Consider the following 17,719-nt stretch of genomic DNA (forward strand, 5'->3'; position numbering starts at 1 on the left):
CATTTTATTTGTCTTCATCATTATTATAAAAAGGGATAATCGGTGTAACCTTTTGCGCCACCCCCGTATAAAGTCGCGCGATCTAATTCATTCAATGGGGCATTATTTCTAAATCGCACAACCAGATCTGGGTTGGAAATAAAATATCTCCCAAAAGCAACGAGATCTGCATAACCACTGTTAATCGATTCGATTGCCATTTCTAAAGTATAACCGTTATTTACCATCCAAGGGCCGTTAAACTCTTTCCGTAATGCAGCGAAATCAAAGCCATAATATTCTCGTGCACCTTGAGTTTCTCCTTCGATAACATGAACATAAGCCAAATCGAATCGACTCAGCTCACGCACAAGCGGGAAAAACACAGCAGCAGGCGAATTATCTGAAACTCCATTGGCATGACTTACCGGAGCAAGACGAATTCCCGTTCGATTTGCTCCAATTTCAGACACAATGACGCTGGTCACTTCAAGTGCAAAACGCAACCGATTAGCAATTGAACCACCGTATTGATCGGTGCGATGATTTGTTCCATCACACAAAAATTGATGAATTAGATATCCATTGGCTGCATGAATTTCAACACCATCAAATCCCGCTAAAATAGCATTCCTTGCTGCAACCCGATAATCTTCAATAATGCCCGGAATTTCACTAAGCTTTAAAGCACGTGGACTCCCCACTTCGACAAATGTTCCATTTTCAAGAAATGTTCGCTGCCCTGTGGCCGCAATAGCAGAAGGAGCTACAGGAGCAATTCCTTTCGGTTGAAGCGAGGGATGTGACATTCGTCCTACATGCCAAAGTTGCAAATAAATAACCCCACCCTTTGCATGAACTGCATCGGTTACCAACTTCCATCCCGTAATTTGCTCCGCGGAGTAAATTCCAGGCGTCCATGCATATCCTTTTCCTGTGGGTGAAATTTGTGTTGCCTCAGCGATGATTAAACCTGCATCTGCTCGTTGTGCGTAATATTCCGCATTAAGTTCTGAAGGAGTATCAATTCCATGAATTGAGCGATTTCGCGTAAGTGGAGCCATCACAATGCGGTTTTTTAATATTGAACCGCGCAAATTAAATGGAGTAAACAGAATTTCATTATTCGTAGTCATTTTTGCCTCATGCAATTTTTATACTTACAGATTAATTCATATTGTTCTTTTATCTGAATTAAAAATATTCTATCTAGGTTTCATTCCAGATTATAGGTAAGATATTCGAGAGCGTGGAATCTCATTACTTTCATAAGGAAATAATAATGTATCATAATATCTTAGTTGCAATTGATGACAGTACCACATCAATGCAAGCCTACCATGAAGCGATTAAGCTGAGTAAAGTGCATCAGGCAAAATTACGAATTGTACATGTAGCAAACGAATTTTATGCTCCTTATGTCGGAACCGGTGTTGATTATGAGAAGCTGGAGGCTTCATTCAAAGAATATGGTCAAAAATTTCTGGACAAGATGATATCCATCGCGCGAACACCATGCAGATTGCGAAGCACATTTGCTTGAAATGAATCCTTCTAAAGAAAAAGTGCCCGAGAAAATCATTGAAGCAGCAAAAAACTGGCCAGCTGATTTGATTGTCGTAGGAACACATGGTCGTCGAGGCTATCAGCATTTATTACTTGGTAGTGTTGCAGAAGGGGTTATTCGCAATGCTCCCATGCCAGTTCTCCTTATCCGAGGCAAACAATCCTAAAATAAATGCTCTTCAGTAAACTCAGAATCATAGCGAAGGATTATCCTGATATGGGATTTTTCTCGCTTATCTGTTTAAATTGTCTTAATTATAAAACAATACCTGCTTTTGAAACCGGGGACTTGCAACAGGGTTAAACCTCGGTTTTGTTTCATCCATTCTCTAAATTCAAGTTGGTTATCGAGCTGAGCTTTTAAAAACGCGGTTTTGCCAGCGCAATGTTAGCTTATATCTTGAAAAAGGCTTTGATTTAAAAGTGCAAACATACTTTTTGGAAGCATCCACTGCCGGCCGTAATCTCTACAAACGCATCGGCTTCCAATCCCTTATCACAAATCATAATTATGAGCAGAGTGCCCCACATAGTCCGCACTTCACGCATGGAGCAGCCAGGCAATCATTAGATGCTTCTCATCTGAAATCTCTACTATTGTCAAATCGCTCATCCATGATCGCTTTCAGGTCATCAAGAGAAGAGTGTTTTATCATCGTATTACAACAAAATACATTCAATGGTTACTTTCATATTATGAACATAATGATTTTGCAGATTTTTATTCTGCTTCACACGAAAAATAAGAAAAAACGCAAACAATGCAGCAAAAAAGATTTAGTCGCATTTAATTTCAATTAGTGGAGAAGAGATATCCCAAAAGCTAGATTGACCATTCTCTTCCAACTCCTCAAAGCCGCTCCAATCTGATTAGTGCTGATTTTCTGTATGCAGTTTTTCTATCAGTCAGGATGAATTTTTTTAGTTTGAGGTTCATCCTGCGACACCGATGTTTTAGGATCAGCTTTTCTTTTTTTGCCTTCATCTAAGGTACTTAGAACTCCCAAGCCACTGGTAGATAAAGTTGGGGTGATTGTTTTTTTTCTCCAGTCGAAAACATCTCTTTTGAGATCCGTTTGTAAATCTTGAGAAATCTCAAATTTGACACAATGAGAAGAAACTTTCTTACAATGATTTTCAAAAGTTTCGCGACAAGATTGATCGCTTAAATCCATTATCAGGTAGTCTGAAGGTTCATCATGTAACTGCTCAAGCCGTTTCTCCTCCGTTTTTTTGAACCAATTTTTTAATGCCTCATGATCTCCATGAAATTCTGGTGGATAAAAACCAAACTTATTATATACGGTAAACGATTCTGCTGAGGGACTGACCGTCATATTGTTTTGAACGCTATTTACGAAAAAATCCAGAGCATAGACCATCATTAAATTACTAAGCCCTTTACGACGATATGTCTCATTTACAAATAAACTAAATAACTGAGACATTTTTTCTATATCTTTAGTGAGCCTTAATTCAATAAAGCCAATGACTTTACCATTGTCCCGCAAAACAAGCATTAAATCACATCTATCGTTATGTAATAATTTTCCATTATTGTTAAATAATTCAATCGTTTCTTTATCTAATTTTTCAACATTATTTTCAAAATAAATTTCCGCCATAGCATCTTCGTGCCTGACATAACTTAAAAAATCAGATAAGTCATTTTTATCAGGATAATCAAGAATATAATTTTCTTTAAGGGATGAGTTAACCGTATTGTCTACATTTTGGTACATGATTCATGCCAATTACCGCTCAATGGTTTAATTATAACTCTGTCTGATCTCTTATTCAACACAATGGTCGCTTTTTTGAAATTAAACCATTTCACTTTGATGCTTTAATTAATCAATAAACAAGAGCAACTCTCCTGCTATCCAGATTCTTTCAATAGGGCTAGAAATCCCCCTAACGTCAGGATCGCGGCATAAAAATGGAATTAGATAATACTTACTAATCACATGCTCATTCATCCTTTGGTATATACTGTATAAAACCAGTTCGTTTTTTCTACTTATAAAAGGATAGCTTTAAATTGGGAGATGGGGTGGAAAATAAACAATGGCAGTTCACGCTCTGGTATATTTTGATGATTTTCTGGATTATCATCCTCATCCAGAATTTTTTTTTCGCAGCTCGTCCTATAGACATTGCTTACAGTGATTTTATAAAACTGTTGAAAGCCGATAAACTAAATCATGTCTTACTTGATGAAAGTTACATTACCGCAGATGTAAAAACTGAAGGCTTAGTAGGATTAATCCCCGAAGATAAATTCAATGAAATAAAAAAATATGGCGGCCAAAAGCCCCAAGTCAGCACAGTTCGCATTAATGATCCTTCCCTTATATCTACTCTGGAAGCAGCAAAAATAACTTTTACAGGACATGCTGAAAATAAATGGCTAACTCTAATGCTATCCTGGGTTATTCCTGCATTGATCTTTTTCGCTCTGTGGAGTTTTTTATTAAGACGCATGGGTTCAGCGGCTGGTGGAGTTTTGGATGTTGGAAAAAGTAAAGCAAAAATCTACATGGAAAAGGAAACCCATGTATCGTTTCAAGATGTCGCAGGGGTAGATGAAGCAAAAACAGAGCTTATGGAGGTCGTTGAGTTCCTTAGAAACCCGCAACACTATACTCGTATTGGCGCTCATATACCTAAAGGCGTACTTTTAGTTGGTCCGCCAGGAACAGGAAAAACATTACTTGCACGAGCTGTAGCTGGCGAGGCAGGAGTGCCTTTTTTTTCGATTAATGGTTCAGAATTCGTAGAAATGTTTGTTGGCGTGGGGGCCGCACGAGTACGTGATCTGTTTACCAATGCCAGAGAAACTGCCCCAACGATTATTTTTATTGATGAACTTGATGCATTAGGCCGAGCACGGGGCGCTTATCCTATTGGCGGGGGACATGATGAAAAAGAGCAGACTTTAAATCAGCTACTCTCGGAGATGGATGGCTTCGACCCCAGTGAAGGATTAATCCTGCTTGCCGCTACCAATCGACCGGAAATTCTTGATCCCGCGTTATTGAGGGCGGGACGTTTTGACCGTCATATACTTGTCGATCGACCTGATAAAAAAGGCCGAGTAGAAATTCTCAACGTTCATCTAAAAAAAATACAGCTGAGCCCTGATATTGATCCTGAAAAGATTGCAGCCTTAACACCAGGTTTTTCTGGTGCCGATTTAGCAAATCTGGTTAATGAAGCAGCCTTGCTTGCCACGCGCCATAATGCCGATTCTGTAAATATGGATGACTTTACCAATGCCATTGAACGAATAGTGGCGGGGTTAGAAAAAAAGAATCGCTTACTCAATCCTGAAGAGCGTAAAGCAGTAGCTTATCATGAAATGGGACATACACTGGTAGCACTCTCATTGCCTAACGTAGATCAAGTACACAAGGTCTCAATTATTCCGCGTGGCATAGGTAGCTTGGGTTATACGATTCAACGTCCCACTGAGGACCGATATCTTATGACGGAAGAAGAGTTAAAAAATAAAATGATGGTTTTACTTGGAGGTAGAGCAGCTGAATTTGTTTTTTTTGGTCGATTTTCAACAGGAGCAGCAGATGATCTGGCCAAGGCTACTGATATTGCACGCAGTATGGTCATGCGTTACGGGATGAATAAAGAACTTGGACCTGTGACTTATCAAAAAGAACATTCACCCTTCCTGGAGGCTCCTATAGCGCACCAAGAGCGTGAATTTAGTGAGGAAACGGCATCTGAGATTGACGCAGCAGTCCGCCAAATTATCCAAACCGCATTTGATGGCGCTGTGGATATTATAAAAAAACGCATTAAAATTTTAGAGAAAGGGGCACAGTTGCTATTAAAAAAAGAAACACTAAGTGAAGAAGATTTAATCGCCTTGAATGTAAGTAAGGACAGAGTGTTTTAACTATTCCACCTTGTATTCTGAATTAGTGTTTCCATTTTTAGGCCCAAGCGGGATTCAAACACTTCGGGGCTAAAATCTAACGGTGTTTCCGTCCTGACCCTTGACTTAATGGATGTAATGCGCTCGTTTTATCAAAATGAATCAGTCCATCAAATTGATAAGGCAAATGTGTAAAGAAATAATGGCTAAATCGTTCACTTGTTGGGAGATAAACCACACCTATAGCCCGTTGCAAGCGGGGAATTTTTAAATAATGTTCCAATTTTTCGTTAACTGATAAATTTAAGAAAAAATTCTTATGCCTTAAGTGATGAAATAACTCCTCATAGCTTCCCGGCATACCTGGTTGTACTTGCTTTTTCTCCCCTGGTCTTCCCCAATCGGATGCAGCCATGACGGTTCCTTCATAAGTGGAAAAACCAAGTGAATAAGCATGCTGACCATATTGCTCACGTACTAATTGACCCAAATTTAATTCGTTACGCTCCCCCATCTCGGTGGCTCGTGAGTCACCCAGATGCGAGTTATGCGCCCAAACTATAATTTTAGCCGGTTGATTAAATCGGGCTTCCAGATGATCAGCGAGCACATTGAGTGTTTCCATCATATGACTATCCCGAATATTCCATGTAGAAACCCTCCCCTCTAACATGGAGCGATAATAATTTTCCGCATTTTTTACCAAACGGGCATTTTGAGTTGCAAAAAAATATTCATCTTCAACAGCGATTCCATCGCGATGAAGATACTCAAAAGCACGATGCTGTAATTCAACTAATTGAGCTACCGCTTCATGAATACAGGATTTTTTAATCCCAGCATTAATTAGATAACCATACATTTGCGGATCCTGATTCAAATGATCAAAACAGGCGTAGCGCTGGGTGGCACGTTGTGCCGCTTCAGGATCGATTTGATTTAGGAAATCAATTACTGCTTGCATGGACGAGTTTAAACTGTATAAATCAAGACCGTAAAATCCAATCTTTTGTGCTGCAGTTAATTTATCATTGTGCTGTCGTAACCAACCAAGGAAGGGAGGGAGCGTTGAATTGCGCCACATCCAGACTGGAAATCGCTGAAAACCATCTAAAGCGTGCTCACTATCGGTTACATTACCCTCCCCTTGTAAATAACGATGAACACGATGCGCATCAGGCCAATCTCCTTCAATGGCAATAGCCATAAATCCGTGCTCTTTAATAAGACGTTGTGATATTTCGATGCGTGCCTGATAAAATTCGTGGGTTCCATGAGTTGCTTCGCCAATCATCACAAATCGAGCATTCCCAATTTGTTTGAGAACTGCATCATAATCTTCATCATGAGATTTAAGTGATACTATCGCGCCATTGAGTTCATCTATTAATTTTTGCAAAGCATCCTTATTCATAAAAGCCTCCTTACTCACAAAACGTTATCCAGTGCAATACTGGTCAAACCATTTTTTTGCTAAGTCTGAGACCTCATGTAATTTTCCAGGCTCCTCAAATAAATGAGTTGCTCCAGGAACTATTTCCAATTGTGTTGTACAACTCATTTGCGATACCGCTTGCTGATTAAGTCCAATCACCACTTCATCATCACCGCCCACAATAAGTAACGTAGGCGTCTTGACCTGCGACAAATAGTTTCCAGCTAAATCCGGCCTGCCGCCACGCGATACAATCGCATTGACTAACTTCGGTTCCTGCGCTGCCGCAACAAGCGCGGCAGCGCCACCCGTGCTTGCCCCAAACAAACCGATTGGAAAATGAAATTCTGCAAACTCTTTCGTACACCAATGAATTACATCAATAAGCCGAGAAGCTAATAAATGAATATCAAAACGATATTCGCGAGTGACATTATCAATAACATCCTCCTGGGAAGTAAGCAGATCAAAGAGCAACGTAGCATATTTGCATTCATTCAGGATACTTGCCACATATTGATTGCGGCTGCTGAAGCGACTGCTTCCGCTTCCATGCACAAAAACCACCATTCCTTTAGCTTTTTCAGGTATCAATAAAAAACCGTTGAGATAAACATTTTTACTGGGGATAGATACGGGATGTTCAATGTCTGGTGTATAGGTATTCATGGCATTCCTTTTTCCTGAGCCTATCATTCTTTCAAGTATAGACTTATTCTTGAAGTGATAGCTAAGTCTTGGCGCTGTTACATAAATCACATAACATGAATTTAGGATTATTGCATAGTAAAAAAAGAGACTATATGATTAGATTGCCTTAAAATCATATCGATTTGATGTTGTAATAGTTTTTTTCCAAGCCAGCTGAAAGGAGTGTAGAACCTCAGTGTACACGGCAGTACATGAGGATTCGACCACCGAATCGACAAAGCAATGCACCTCCTGGTAGAGTTTGGAAAGAGGGTTAATAAATTACTTAGGGATAAGGAAATTACAATGGGCAAAAACAATAAGCAGACACATTCAGTTGAAGAAGATAACAATTTTGGGATTCCTAAAGGATTAGTTGCTCAAAGAAGGAAAGAGCTAATTGCAGCAAAAGAACGCTCTCGTTTGAAAGCGGCATCTCTTAATACAACTCATCTTATTAATTTAACTCCTCTTTATTCGATTACTCCTGATACTAAAGCAGTATCTAATGATCCGATCCCCCTTAATGCAACAGCTATTAACGCACTGCCTTCTACTAAAGAATCACTGACTCACCTTACCAAATCAAGGCCAAAAATTGAGCATAGGAACCCTTCACAGCGTAAATCAAACTCATTAGCGCATGATCTTTTTAAAAACAACGAGTCACATCTTGGTGATACAACCGATCTAGACTTAAATGGAGACTGGCTCAATGTATTGAAGAAAACAATTGTTGGGGCATGGACTGCTTACAAACAATACTATGAACTGGGTATCAATACTCGTCAACCTAATGGCTGGTTTAGTTGGTGGCGTCATGGGGATGGTGGACAAAAAAAAGCGGAAACCCTTAAAAATAAAGCAGAGGCAAGTGTTGATCTAGAGATGATTATGCAACAGATGGAAGGTTTTTTTGAGGACTCTTCTACTCGATATGAAAACCACTCTTTTGCCTCTTATTTATTTGAAGAATTCAATCGTCTATTGCAAAAACCACACGAAGGAACAACCTATAGTAAAGAGCACTGGTTTGTAATTGCAGAACAATTGCGCCTAATGGCTAAAGAAGAATGTGGGCATAACTCATCCACACTAGAGCTGTGATACTTGGTTTTAAAATAGGTAATAACCCAGTTCCCCATGTCAGGTTTACTCGAATATTGGGGCTTAGAATCCCTATGGGGCCTGAGCATTTACAAAATAAGAGCACTATTCATGCAAAATAGAAATACTTGGGCTTTAAATCTTCCCATTGATACCTTTTTCTTTGATTGTGACGGGACACTCTCCCTTATTGAAGGCATTAATGAGTTAGCAACAATGAATGGGGTTGCCCAACAAGTACACCAAATAACTGAACGATGTATGGGACATACTGGCATGACTCCTGATGATTATTACCAACGTTTAGCCTATGTTCAACCTGCACGGGAACAAATAGAAGAGCTGGCAGAACGCTACAAGCGCTCTATTGCTCCTGGAGCACTAGAACTGTTCCAGTTACTGCATCATTTGAATAAAAAGATCTATATCATTTCAGCCGGGATTAAAATGGCCGTAGTTCCTTTTGCACAGCATTTAGGAGTTCCCCCAACTCATGTGCTCGCAGTCGAAGTGTATTTTGATGAACAAGGTAACTATAAAGAGTTTGATAGACAAAGCAATATGACTCAAGGTAATGGTAAAACAATGGAAATTGCCTCAATACTTAAACCAGGTGAACGCTCTTTGCTGGTAGGTGATGGAGTAAGCGACTGGGAAGCTCGAAACGCTGTGACACGCTTTATTGGTTTTTCTGGTTTAAATCCTAAGGAATGGGTGAAAAACAACTCCGATTTTTATATTACCAATACCAGCTTTTATCCAATAATCCCTTTAGGATTAACTCAGGATGAGTTGAAACAATTGCCTTCTCAATATTATGCTTATTATGAACAAGGACTTACAGAGATTTGTAATTCTTTTGTTTTGATCAAGGGAGATACCCATGTTCACCATTCAAATTCTTGATAATATATCACCTCAGAGTTTGAGTTTGTTTCACCCGGACGTTTATCAATTAGGTCTTAATCCCATTGAACCAGATGTCATTTTGGTTCGCTCCCATAAATTACATAACCATCCGTTTTCAAACAACTTAAAAGCAGTAGCACGAGCAGGAACAGGTATTGATAATATTCCCATCGATGTGCTTACCGATATGGGCATCCCAGTATTTTATGCACCTGGAGCCAATGCCAATGCAGTAAAAGAATTGGTGATGGCAGCCATGATAATGGGCTATAGGCATTTAGATGAAACCCGCTCTTTCATTACTGAATTGTCCAAAGAAGATAGCCAACTATTTAATCGAGAAATTGAAACGAAAAAAAATAAATTTGTTGGCCATGAAATTTCAAGCAAAACTTTAGGCGTTGTAGGCTTGGGCAATATAGGCGTTAAAGTGGCTAATGCTGGATTAGCCTTAGGAATGAAAGTATTAGGTTTTGATACCAATATGACTCTGACGAATGCTCTGGCATTGATGCCCGGAGTCGAAAAAGTCATTGATATGAATGTATTGCTTGCCCATGCAGATATTATTACGCTGCATATTCCTTTAAATGCAACAACAAACCACTTAATCAATGAAGAAAATATTGCTCTAGTGAAACCCCATACTCTGTTACTTAATTTTTCACGCGAACAAATAGTAAGTGAGTCTGCTATTTTGCAACAATTAAATAATCAGCAAATCATGGGTTATATCACAGATTTTCCAACAATTAATTTGGCTGGACATCCTAATGTGTTGAGCTTTCCTCACTTAGGAGCAAGTACTCAGGAAGCAGAGCAAACCGCAGCAGAAATGGTAATTCGCAATATCTGTAATTATCTAGAGCATGGAATCATTGAGTATTCTGTTAATTTTCCAAATATTTCTCTTTCTACCACTCAAGTTCCTAATTGTTGTCGTTTATTGGTTATTAATAAAAATACTCCCGGAAGCATAGGTCAAATCACCCAGAACATATCAAAATTAAAATACAATATTGAGCAAATGGAAAATAAATCACGCGGAGTAATTGCCGTAAATCTTATTGATATATGCGGCCCTAAAGAATCATTACCTCAGCTTTGTAAGCAATTAAAACACCTCTCCAATTTAATGGCTGTACGGTTGATATCACATCATCAAAAACAATAGATCGTTTTTTTGAAAAACTCTATTTTCTTTACTACACTTCAGATGTTATCCCCTTATGCGGATATTTTTTCACTATTTGAATAAGGATTGCTGTGCATAGTATCGAATTACTGGCCATCCACCATCAAAAAACAAATGGCATGGCAGTTTGTTTAAAACCAAAAATTCCTTACATTATTACCCCTTCGCTGGTGCATGAAATTCGTAAGCTGCAAAATAAAATAGCAGAGCAGTACTACAAAAAACCATGGGATGGAATTTATTATCTCCTTTGGTACTTACATTCTGATACCACACCATGGAAAGGCCTGGATTTTCATTTTATTCATGAAGCATTGCTAAGCCATCGTGAATATACAATAGAACACTATATAGAGAATTTATTTGAATTGCTCTTCATTAATTATGTGGGCTTTGGACTTCCAATAATTAACTGCTCTATTGTAAACAGAAAACTAAGTGGAATTTCACAAGATTTTTTCTATCTTAATCAAATCAACTTCATAAAGCGACACAAAGAATTAAATTGCTTCAGTCATAATAAATTGCCTTTTAGTAAATTAAATTTTAATACTGAGATAAGAAACACCTCATTTCCTTTTAAGATTTATACACGCAATAATTTTTATGTCTTTGATTTCATTAACTTGAATTCAATGAAAAAAATTCTTGGTTCCTATCGGTATTCACCTATATACCTACCTCAACAAAATGAAATAAAGCTTATTTTCAATCAAATAAGCCAGGAAACGATTGCAAAAATTTATCAATTGGCTTCAAAGGATATCAATTTAATTGAACGTTTTGCCTTAATCCAATCTGTGAATAATTCACATTCCAGCAGCACAAAGTTTTTGTAGCCGGGGTATAGCAGCAAACCATCTTTTCTCAATCCGAGTTTATTGCTGCCGCTTTCACTTAAACTACGATCCTAAAATTTCACATCAATGCATTCGATGAATAAAAATAATAGTAAGGGCTCACAATTGAAATACAATAGAGTATAATGTGTAAGATTTTTATACAAACAAAGGGTGAATAGATGTTCGGCCTGAACAAAAAAGTAGGAAAGTCCTTTTTTAAAACAGCAAAACCAGACGAGCTCTTCATTACCAGTCGTTTTTTTACCTTGCAAGGAGAAGGACCTTTTCGCGGTCATCCCGCCTATTTTATTCGTTTGGCGAAATGTAATTTGGCATGTTCCTTTTGCGATACTTACTTTGATACTGGTGAATGGAGAAGCTTCAACTCGTTACTCGAAGAAGCAAATAGCGTCATTGCTGCATTTTTTCAGAGTCGCAATCTTCCTACACCCTCCTGGGCAAAAGGTCTGGAAAAAAAAATGATCCTTGTAATTACAGGGGGAGAACCTTCATTACAACAAAATTTATCGGCATTTTTAGAAGAAGCGAAGCCGTATTTCCAATACATCCAAATTGAATCAAATGGTATCTCCCTCCTACCCGACCTTCCGCAAAACACCACATTGGTAGTAAGCCCCAAATGTCTGGAAAAAGATGCAAAAGCTATTCGTTATTTAAAGCCTAATGCAAAAATGCTTGAGCGAGCTGATTGTTTGAAATTTGTTATGTCTGCCCCCGAGGAGGATCGGTATGTACCTTATAGCGAAATACCCGCATGGGCACATGAATGGGCTGAAAAAACAAATAAACAGGTGTTTGTAAGCCCTATGAATAAATACCGAAAAGAGCCCCAACGTGTTAACGCCATCCGTGATGAGGGACAGGAGTTGACTTTAGCAGAGCGTTCTGAAATCAACGAAGTAGTCAGCTTTTGGGAGGCAGGTCTTCTGGATATGGAGAAAAATCAACGCAATCATGAGTATGCAGCAGAATATTGCATGAAATATGGATTTATTCTTAACTTACAAATCCATCTGTTTGCAAGCTTGCCATAGAGTTGTTTGTTTGACATTGTAAAATGGAACCCTGCTTATGCAGGGATAACAGCGAGGTACCCTATTTGCAAACAACAAGCTACAAAAATTTTCAATTAATCCGAGCTTACCATATCATGACTACAACATGTTGGTGATTTAATTTGTCCACACCCATTAGGACATTTTGCTACTTGAACGGTGCCTTTTTCCGTTTTAACAGCACCACTTACCAGTAGTGCATTGCATTTACTGCAGGTTAAGTTTTTCACTCCCATCCCACATTTATGACATTTGTATTCCATTATCTATTTTCCTCCTTGTAAAAAAACTGCTAAGAGCGTAAAGAGCAAACTAAAGGTACTAAAGATTTGGTTAAATATAGGCAGAAATTATGGACTTGTATATTAAGGATTTACCCTAGTGCAACACGCAATGCTTCATCAATATGGTTTTCATCAAATACTTGAATGCCATGCTCCATTAATAATGCAGCAGTAACGCCTTCCCCTTGCATCAATGATGCCCGTAAATGTTCCATCGTAGATCATATTCGACCCACAAGAAGGACTTCTGGCTTTTAAAATAGCAACATGTATATGGTATTTCTTTGCGATCTCCAGTGCTCTTCGCGCACCGTCTAGAAAAGAGTATGTAACATCTTGATTGTTCTTTGTTTTGACTAAAGCATTTTTCTTTAATACATCAACGCCTGATTTCCCGTCTTGAATCTCAGCAGGAGATCTAGGGGTAGGTAATCCTCCTGCCATTTCCGGGCAAATAGTAATTATTTTTTCTTCTTTAAACCATTGCTGTAAAAGAGGATGGTTTTGTAAACAATCACCTCCATCATAACGAACTTTTTGGCCAAGAAGACAAGCACTCATGAGTATTTTATGCATATAAAACTCTAAAAAAATCAACTTAAAGCAAGACTATAGTTTATGACACTCTATTGAAACAATGGTGTCGGTCTTATGTTTTATAGTTTGATCCTCCTTAATCTCAGTGCATTAATAATTACCGAAACAGAACTTAATGCCATCGCGGTTGCAGCGATAATAGGATTAAGCAATAAGCCCGTCACTGGATACAACACTCCAGCAGCTAAAGGCACGCCTAATCCGTTATAAATAAAGGCAAAAAATAAATTCTGACGGATGTTGCTCATTGTTGCATGCGATAGTTGGTGTGCTTTAACGATGCCATGCAAATCACCATGCAGTAAAGTAATACCAGCGCTCTCAATTGCAACATCAGTACCTGTACCCATAGCGATACCGATATCCGCAATTGCCAAAGCGGGAGCATCATTTACCCCATCCCCTGCCATTGCCACAATAAAACCTTTATCCTTCAACTCACTCACTATACGACGCTTATCCTCAGGCATAATTTCAGCAATCACATTTTTTATACCCAAACGGCTTGCCACAGACTCAGCAGTTTTTTTACTGTCCCCTGTGAGCATATAGACTTCAATCTCGTTTTTTTGCAATTGCAGAATGGCATCAGACGTACTTGATTTAATGGGATCTTCAACTGCCAGGATGGCAATGGTCTCACCGTCGACAGCCATGAACATTACGGTTGCTCCCTGAGATCGTAATTCATCAGCACTCTCAACAAGCGATGTATTATTTGATCCATATTCTTGCATTAATTGCTGATTCCCAAATGCAACTTTTGAGCCACCAACCTTACCAATAATACCTTGGCCTGTAATTGCTTTAAAATCCGTTGCTGAGACGAATGACAGCTGTTTCTCTTTTGCAGCAGCCATGATTGCATTGGCAAGCGGGTGTTCGCTTTGATGTTCCAATGCAGCGGCTAAAGCAAGTATTTCATCAGCTTCATATTCTTTTTCAGAAATAATTTGGGTTAGCTTCGGATGACCAAGCGTAAGGGTACCCGTTTTATCAACAACGAGTACTTTAATTTTCTCCATTTGTTCCAGTGCTTCGGCATTTTTAACTAATACTCCATTCTGAGCTCCTTTACCAACACCAACCATAATCGACATAGGTGTTGCCAAACCTAACGCACAAGGACAAGCAATAATCAGCACTGATACCGCTGCAAGCAAACCATAACTGAAAGAAGGTTGTGGTCCTAAGAAAAACCAGGTGAAGAATGCTACTGCTGCAATCAAAATCACCGTGGGCACAAACCATCCTGAAACCCTATCGGCCAATCGTTGGATGGGAGCGCGACTTCGTTGAGCATCACTTACCATTTGTACAATATGTGATAGCATGGTGTCACTACCCACATGTTCCGCTTTCATTATAAAACTGCCATTCTGATTTATTGTGGCTCCAATCACCTTTGTGCCTGCTTCTTTATTTACTGGCATCGACTCCCCAGTAACCATTGATTCATCCACATTACTTCTTCCCTCGACTACCTCACCATCAACAGGAATTTTTTCACCCGGACGTACACGAAGCATATCCCCTACCTGAACTTGATCCAGTGTTATTTCCTCTTCATTACCATCATGATTAATGCGGCAAGCACTTTCAGGGGCTAAATTCAATAAGGCACGAATAGCACCGCCTGTTTGTTCTCGTGCTTTTAATTCCAGAACTTGTCCAAGCAAAACCAAAGTGGTAATAACTGCAGCTGCTTCAAAATAAACATTGATGACTCCTTGATTATGGAACGCAGCAGGAAAGAGCTCAGGAAACAATAGAGCTATAGTACTGTAAACCCAGGCAACACCTATCCCCATAGCAATGAGTGTAAACATATTCAGTTGCCGGGTTTTCAGTGAATGAAAGCCACGCTGGAAAAAAGGAAAACCACACCATAAAACTACAGGAGTTGCCAATACAAACTGAATCCAAGCAGAACTATTGGCTGCAATAAAATGGAACAGATGCCCCCCCATTTCTAATACAACTACTGGTATACTCAAAATCAGTGCCAACCAAAACCGGTACTTCATGCTTTTGTATTCCGGGTTTTCTTTTTCGGCGGAAACTGTTTCCGGTTCTAAAGCCATACCACAAATAGGACAATTTCCAGGACCTGGTTGGCGGACCTCTGGATGCATAGGGCATGTATAAGCTCCCGTCACAGTTCGAGGCTCATCCAAGTTAGGCTGCTTATGCATCTGATGATGTTGATGGCACGTTTTATGCGCATCCTTGGGCTTAGAATGTTTTTTTTGGTCCTCGTGATCACAATGCCCATGTTTCATAATTCACATATCCTTATATTTTGTTCACGTCGCACCTCTATCTTAATTGAAGTGAACTTAGGCATAAACTCTGACATAATTCATACTGTTACATAAAGTATATATTTGTTTGAAAATATGTCTATTTTGAGTCTGACGCAAAAAATTTAAAATTTCATCCAAGTCTTCGCATTCTGTCATCCTTGCACAGAGATGTATAGCCTTCGAGCTCGATTGAAATTTACAACGTTGTGGCGATTCGTCAGAATTCCATGAGAATTACTCACTCATTAAATCATCAACAGTATATTCATCACTTTTTAAAACCTGAGCCATTACCTGACTCAGTTCCTGAGCTATTTGATCTTTACAGTGTGTCGTTAAAGGCCCATTAATCGAAAGTCGATAGTCACCATATTGATCTTTTGTAAAATACAACCATAAGGCTTCATTACCTATAGGACGATCCACGCTTCCGTAATGATTAGGGGTACTGGAGTCAAGCCCCTCAAAATTCAGATCCCTAAACCCTTTGATAAAAAAATTTGCTGTAATGTTAATAATTACTCTTAAGCTCGCTGGTTTTTGCAGCGGCAGATTTAACTTAAATAATTTATTGAGATAATACTTCGTTTGAATTTCTAGTTGACGCCATTGTGCTCGGCTCAGGCTTTTAAGTTGATAATCCACCACAATCGCATTAAGTTTGCTTTTTTTAAAATGTTTTGCAAGAGTTAATTTATTATATATGTAAGTCACATATTGGCCGAATGATAATCGGGAGCCTTTGATCCCCGTATTTTTGATAGCATAGGTACATTTTTGATAAGGGGTTGTGATTAGGAGCTGTTCCTCAATTGATTTGAGAAAATCAATAAATTTATACTCTTCATTTAAGGTAATATTTATCATTTTATATTCCGTAAACAAGCCAATAACAGATCGGTAACGACTACCTTCCCTACCACTGTGCAGTATCGTAATGGGTATTTTCTTTTGACCACTGAGTTTGTAAAAAACAATTTGACATGCAGCAATTAAACCCGTGCTCACATTAATATTTTTTTCCTGGTGCCAGCTCTTAAATTTTTCGACAAGTTGGGCGTCTATGGGATAATGGAATAAATTTTGGGGTTGATTGGCTGCATCAGGCAAGTGATGTGCACGTCCGAAACTTAACCTTTGGAAATTTTTGTTATAAGCCCGCCAAAAATCCATTTTATCGTGCAGATCTTTTTCATAATAAACATTATTTTGCTTCACAAAATGAAAATAGGTATATTTTTCAGGTTCAGATACAAGATTTTTTCCTCGTTGGAGGGTTGCGTAATTTTTCCTAAATTGATCGAATAGAATTCTGTATGAAGGATCATCAAGTATAATATGAGGTATCATGATGTGTAATTCATGTAGATCGTGATTCAATTTATAAAGATAAACGCGAATCAGCGGGGGTTCTGTGAGGGGAATCATCTGCATTATATTTTCATAAAACAGGTCGTTCAAAGCCTCCTGCTCATAATTTAACGAAATGTCTTCATAGACTAACTTGAATTGCCCTTCTTTCTTCAATGTTTGAATCGGCACCTCTTTATCAAAACTCAACCAAAAAACAGGGTTTTGCTGAATGGTAAACTCAACAGCTTGATACAGGTATTTCTTATTGAGAGTACCGTGTAGCTGTACCTGCATCCCGCAATTAAAACTAGATCCCAGTTTGTTGAGTATCCAGAATACGTATTGAGTATCACACAAAGCGATTTCTTCGGTTGGGTTTTCCGCAGGAAGAGACTCAGATACATTTTCAAGGACCTTATCTAATTCATTGGCAATATTTTTGGCGATTTTATCGATTCGCGGTTCATTAATAAAATACTCTATGG

Annotated in this window: 15 protein-coding genes; 8 read left to right on the forward strand and 7 right to left on the reverse strand. The window is 38.7% G+C overall.

Features of this window, described 5'->3' with window-relative positions; genetic code table 11:
- Nucleotides 1-23: 23 nt before the first annotated feature.
- Entirely contained in the window at nt 24-1,115 is a 1,092-nt protein-coding gene (locus Lpar_RS17640; RefSeq protein ID WP_058519070.1) for an alkene reductase, read from the reverse strand.
- A gap of 146 nt (nt 1,116-1,261) precedes the next feature.
- Here Lpar_RS17640 and Lpar_RS19595 point away from each other — a divergent pair, with 146 nt between their 5' ends.
- Nucleotides 1,262-1,522 carry a universal stress protein gene (locus Lpar_RS19595; RefSeq protein WP_272947101.1) on the forward strand — a complete coding sequence of 87 codons (261 nt, stop codon included), beginning with the start codon at nt 1,262-1,264 and terminating at the stop codon, nt 1,520-1,522.
- Between the two features lies 1 nt (nt 1,523).
- The gene (locus tag Lpar_RS19600; RefSeq protein WP_272947102.1) at nt 1,524-1,712 is read left to right on the forward strand and encodes a universal stress protein; all 189 of its coding nucleotides are present in this window, start codon (nt 1,524-1,526) and stop codon (nt 1,710-1,712) included.
- 735 nt (nt 1,713-2,447) lie between these two features.
- On the opposite strand, the gene Lpar_RS17655 is transcribed toward Lpar_RS19600, so the two are convergent.
- Nucleotides 2,448-3,287: a GNAT family N-acetyltransferase gene (locus tag Lpar_RS17655; RefSeq protein WP_058519072.1), complete on the reverse strand. Its 840-nt coding sequence runs from the start codon at nt 3,285-3,287 to the stop codon at nt 2,448-2,450.
- A 311-nt stretch (nt 3,288-3,598) separates the two neighbouring features.
- On the opposite strand from Lpar_RS17655, the gene ftsH reads away from it, so the two are divergent.
- A complete protein-coding gene (ftsH, locus tag Lpar_RS17660) occupies nt 3,599-5,461 on the forward strand; it encodes an ATP-dependent zinc metalloprotease FtsH (protein ID WP_058519321.1) in 1,863 nt (620 codons plus the stop codon).
- Between the two features lie 76 nt (nt 5,462-5,537).
- Here ftsH and Lpar_RS17665 read toward each other — a convergent pair whose 3' ends face one another.
- Nucleotides 5,538-6,854: an erythromycin esterase family protein gene (locus Lpar_RS17665; protein WP_058519073.1), complete on the reverse strand. Its 1,317-nt coding sequence runs from the start codon at nt 6,852-6,854 to the stop codon at nt 5,538-5,540.
- 24 nt (nt 6,855-6,878) lie between these two features.
- Entirely contained in the window at nt 6,879-7,544 is a 666-nt protein-coding gene (locus tag Lpar_RS17670) for a dienelactone hydrolase family protein (protein ID WP_058519074.1), read from the reverse strand.
- A gap of 327 nt (nt 7,545-7,871) precedes the next feature.
- Here Lpar_RS17670 and Lpar_RS17675 point away from each other — a divergent pair, with 327 nt between their 5' ends.
- From Lpar_RS17675 to Lpar_RS17695, 5 genes are all read left to right on the forward strand, one after another.
- Complete coding sequence (locus Lpar_RS17675; protein WP_058519075.1) at nt 7,872-8,672, forward strand: hypothetical protein; 801 nt, start codon at nt 7,872-7,874, stop codon at nt 8,670-8,672.
- Nucleotides 8,673-8,783: 111 nt separating this feature from the next.
- A complete protein-coding gene (locus Lpar_RS17680; protein WP_058519076.1) occupies nt 8,784-9,578 on the forward strand; it encodes an HAD-IB family phosphatase in 795 nt (264 codons plus the stop codon).
- Nucleotides 9,556-10,755 (forward strand): 3-phosphoglycerate dehydrogenase family protein, encoded by a 1,200-nt coding sequence (locus tag Lpar_RS17685; RefSeq protein ID WP_058519077.1) that lies wholly within the window; start codon nt 9,556-9,558, stop codon nt 10,753-10,755. Before Lpar_RS17680 ends, Lpar_RS17685 begins: the two co-directional genes overlap by 23 nt.
- Before the next feature lie 92 nt (nt 10,756-10,847).
- Complete coding sequence (locus Lpar_RS17690; RefSeq protein ID WP_058519078.1) at nt 10,848-11,615, forward strand: hypothetical protein; 768 nt, start codon at nt 10,848-10,850, stop codon at nt 11,613-11,615.
- A gap of 182 nt (nt 11,616-11,797) precedes the next feature.
- Complete coding sequence (locus Lpar_RS17695; RefSeq protein ID WP_058519079.1) at nt 11,798-12,673, forward strand: 7-carboxy-7-deazaguanine synthase QueE; 876 nt, start codon at nt 11,798-11,800, stop codon at nt 12,671-12,673.
- A gap of 437 nt (nt 12,674-13,110) precedes the next feature.
- Here the strand turns inward: Lpar_RS17695 and Lpar_RS17705 are convergent, their stop codons facing one another.
- The 3 genes from Lpar_RS17705 to Lpar_RS17715 all read right to left on the reverse strand — a co-directional run.
- Entirely contained in the window at nt 13,111-13,554 is a 444-nt protein-coding gene (locus Lpar_RS17705) for a 2-thiouracil desulfurase family protein (RefSeq protein WP_237759441.1), read from the reverse strand.
- 80 nt (nt 13,555-13,634) lie between these two features.
- On the reverse strand, nt 13,635-15,857 hold the full coding sequence (locus Lpar_RS17710) for a copper-transporting P-type ATPase (protein WP_058519081.1): 2,223 nt from the start codon (nt 15,855-15,857) through the stop codon (nt 13,635-13,637).
- Between the two features lie 258 nt (nt 15,858-16,115).
- Nucleotides 16,116-17,719: condensation domain-containing protein (locus Lpar_RS17715; RefSeq protein ID WP_237759442.1), on the reverse strand; the 1,604-nt coding region annotated here is incomplete at its 5' end.

The sequence above is a fragment of the Legionella parisiensis genome (assembly GCF_001467945.1).
In the GTDB taxonomy this organism is placed as follows: domain Bacteria; phylum Pseudomonadota; class Gammaproteobacteria; order Legionellales; family Legionellaceae; genus Legionella; species Legionella parisiensis.

Bases quoted from the DNA above. Each gene is read 5' to 3' on its own strand.
- Lpar_RS17640 (WP_058519070.1), bottom strand. From the start codon at position 1,115: ATGACTACGAATAATGAAATTCTGTTTACTCCATTTAATTTGCGCGGT.
- Lpar_RS19595 (WP_272947101.1), top strand. From the start codon at position 1,262: ATGTATCATAATATCTTAGTTGCAATTGATGACAGTACCACATCAATG.
- Lpar_RS19600 (WP_272947102.1), top strand. From the start codon at position 1,524: ATGAATCCTTCTAAAGAAAAAGTGCCCGAGAAAATCATTGAAGCAGCA.
- Lpar_RS17655 (WP_058519072.1), bottom strand. From the start codon at position 3,287: ATGTACCAAAATGTAGACAATACGGTTAACTCATCCCTTAAAGAAAAT.
- Lpar_RS17665 (WP_058519073.1), bottom strand. From the start codon at position 6,854: ATGAATAAGGATGCTTTGCAAAAATTAATAGATGAACTCAATGGCGCG.
- Lpar_RS17670 (WP_058519074.1), bottom strand. From the start codon at position 7,544: ATGAATACCTATACACCAGACATTGAACATCCCGTATCTATCCCCAGT.
- Lpar_RS17675 (WP_058519075.1), top strand. From the start codon at position 7,872: ATGGGCAAAAACAATAAGCAGACACATTCAGTTGAAGAAGATAACAAT.
- Lpar_RS17680 (WP_058519076.1), top strand. From the start codon at position 8,784: ATGCAAAATAGAAATACTTGGGCTTTAAATCTTCCCATTGATACCTTT.
- Lpar_RS17685 (WP_058519077.1), top strand. From the start codon at position 9,556: ATGTTCACCATTCAAATTCTTGATAATATATCACCTCAGAGTTTGAGT.
- Lpar_RS17695 (WP_058519079.1), top strand. From the start codon at position 11,798: ATGTTCGGCCTGAACAAAAAAGTAGGAAAGTCCTTTTTTAAAACAGCA.
- Lpar_RS17705 (WP_237759441.1), bottom strand. From the start codon at position 13,554: ATGCATAAAATACTCATGAGTGCTTGTCTTCTTGGCCAAAAAGTTCGT.
- Lpar_RS17710 (WP_058519081.1), bottom strand. From the start codon at position 15,857: ATGAAACATGGGCATTGTGATCACGAGGACCAAAAAAAACATTCTAAG.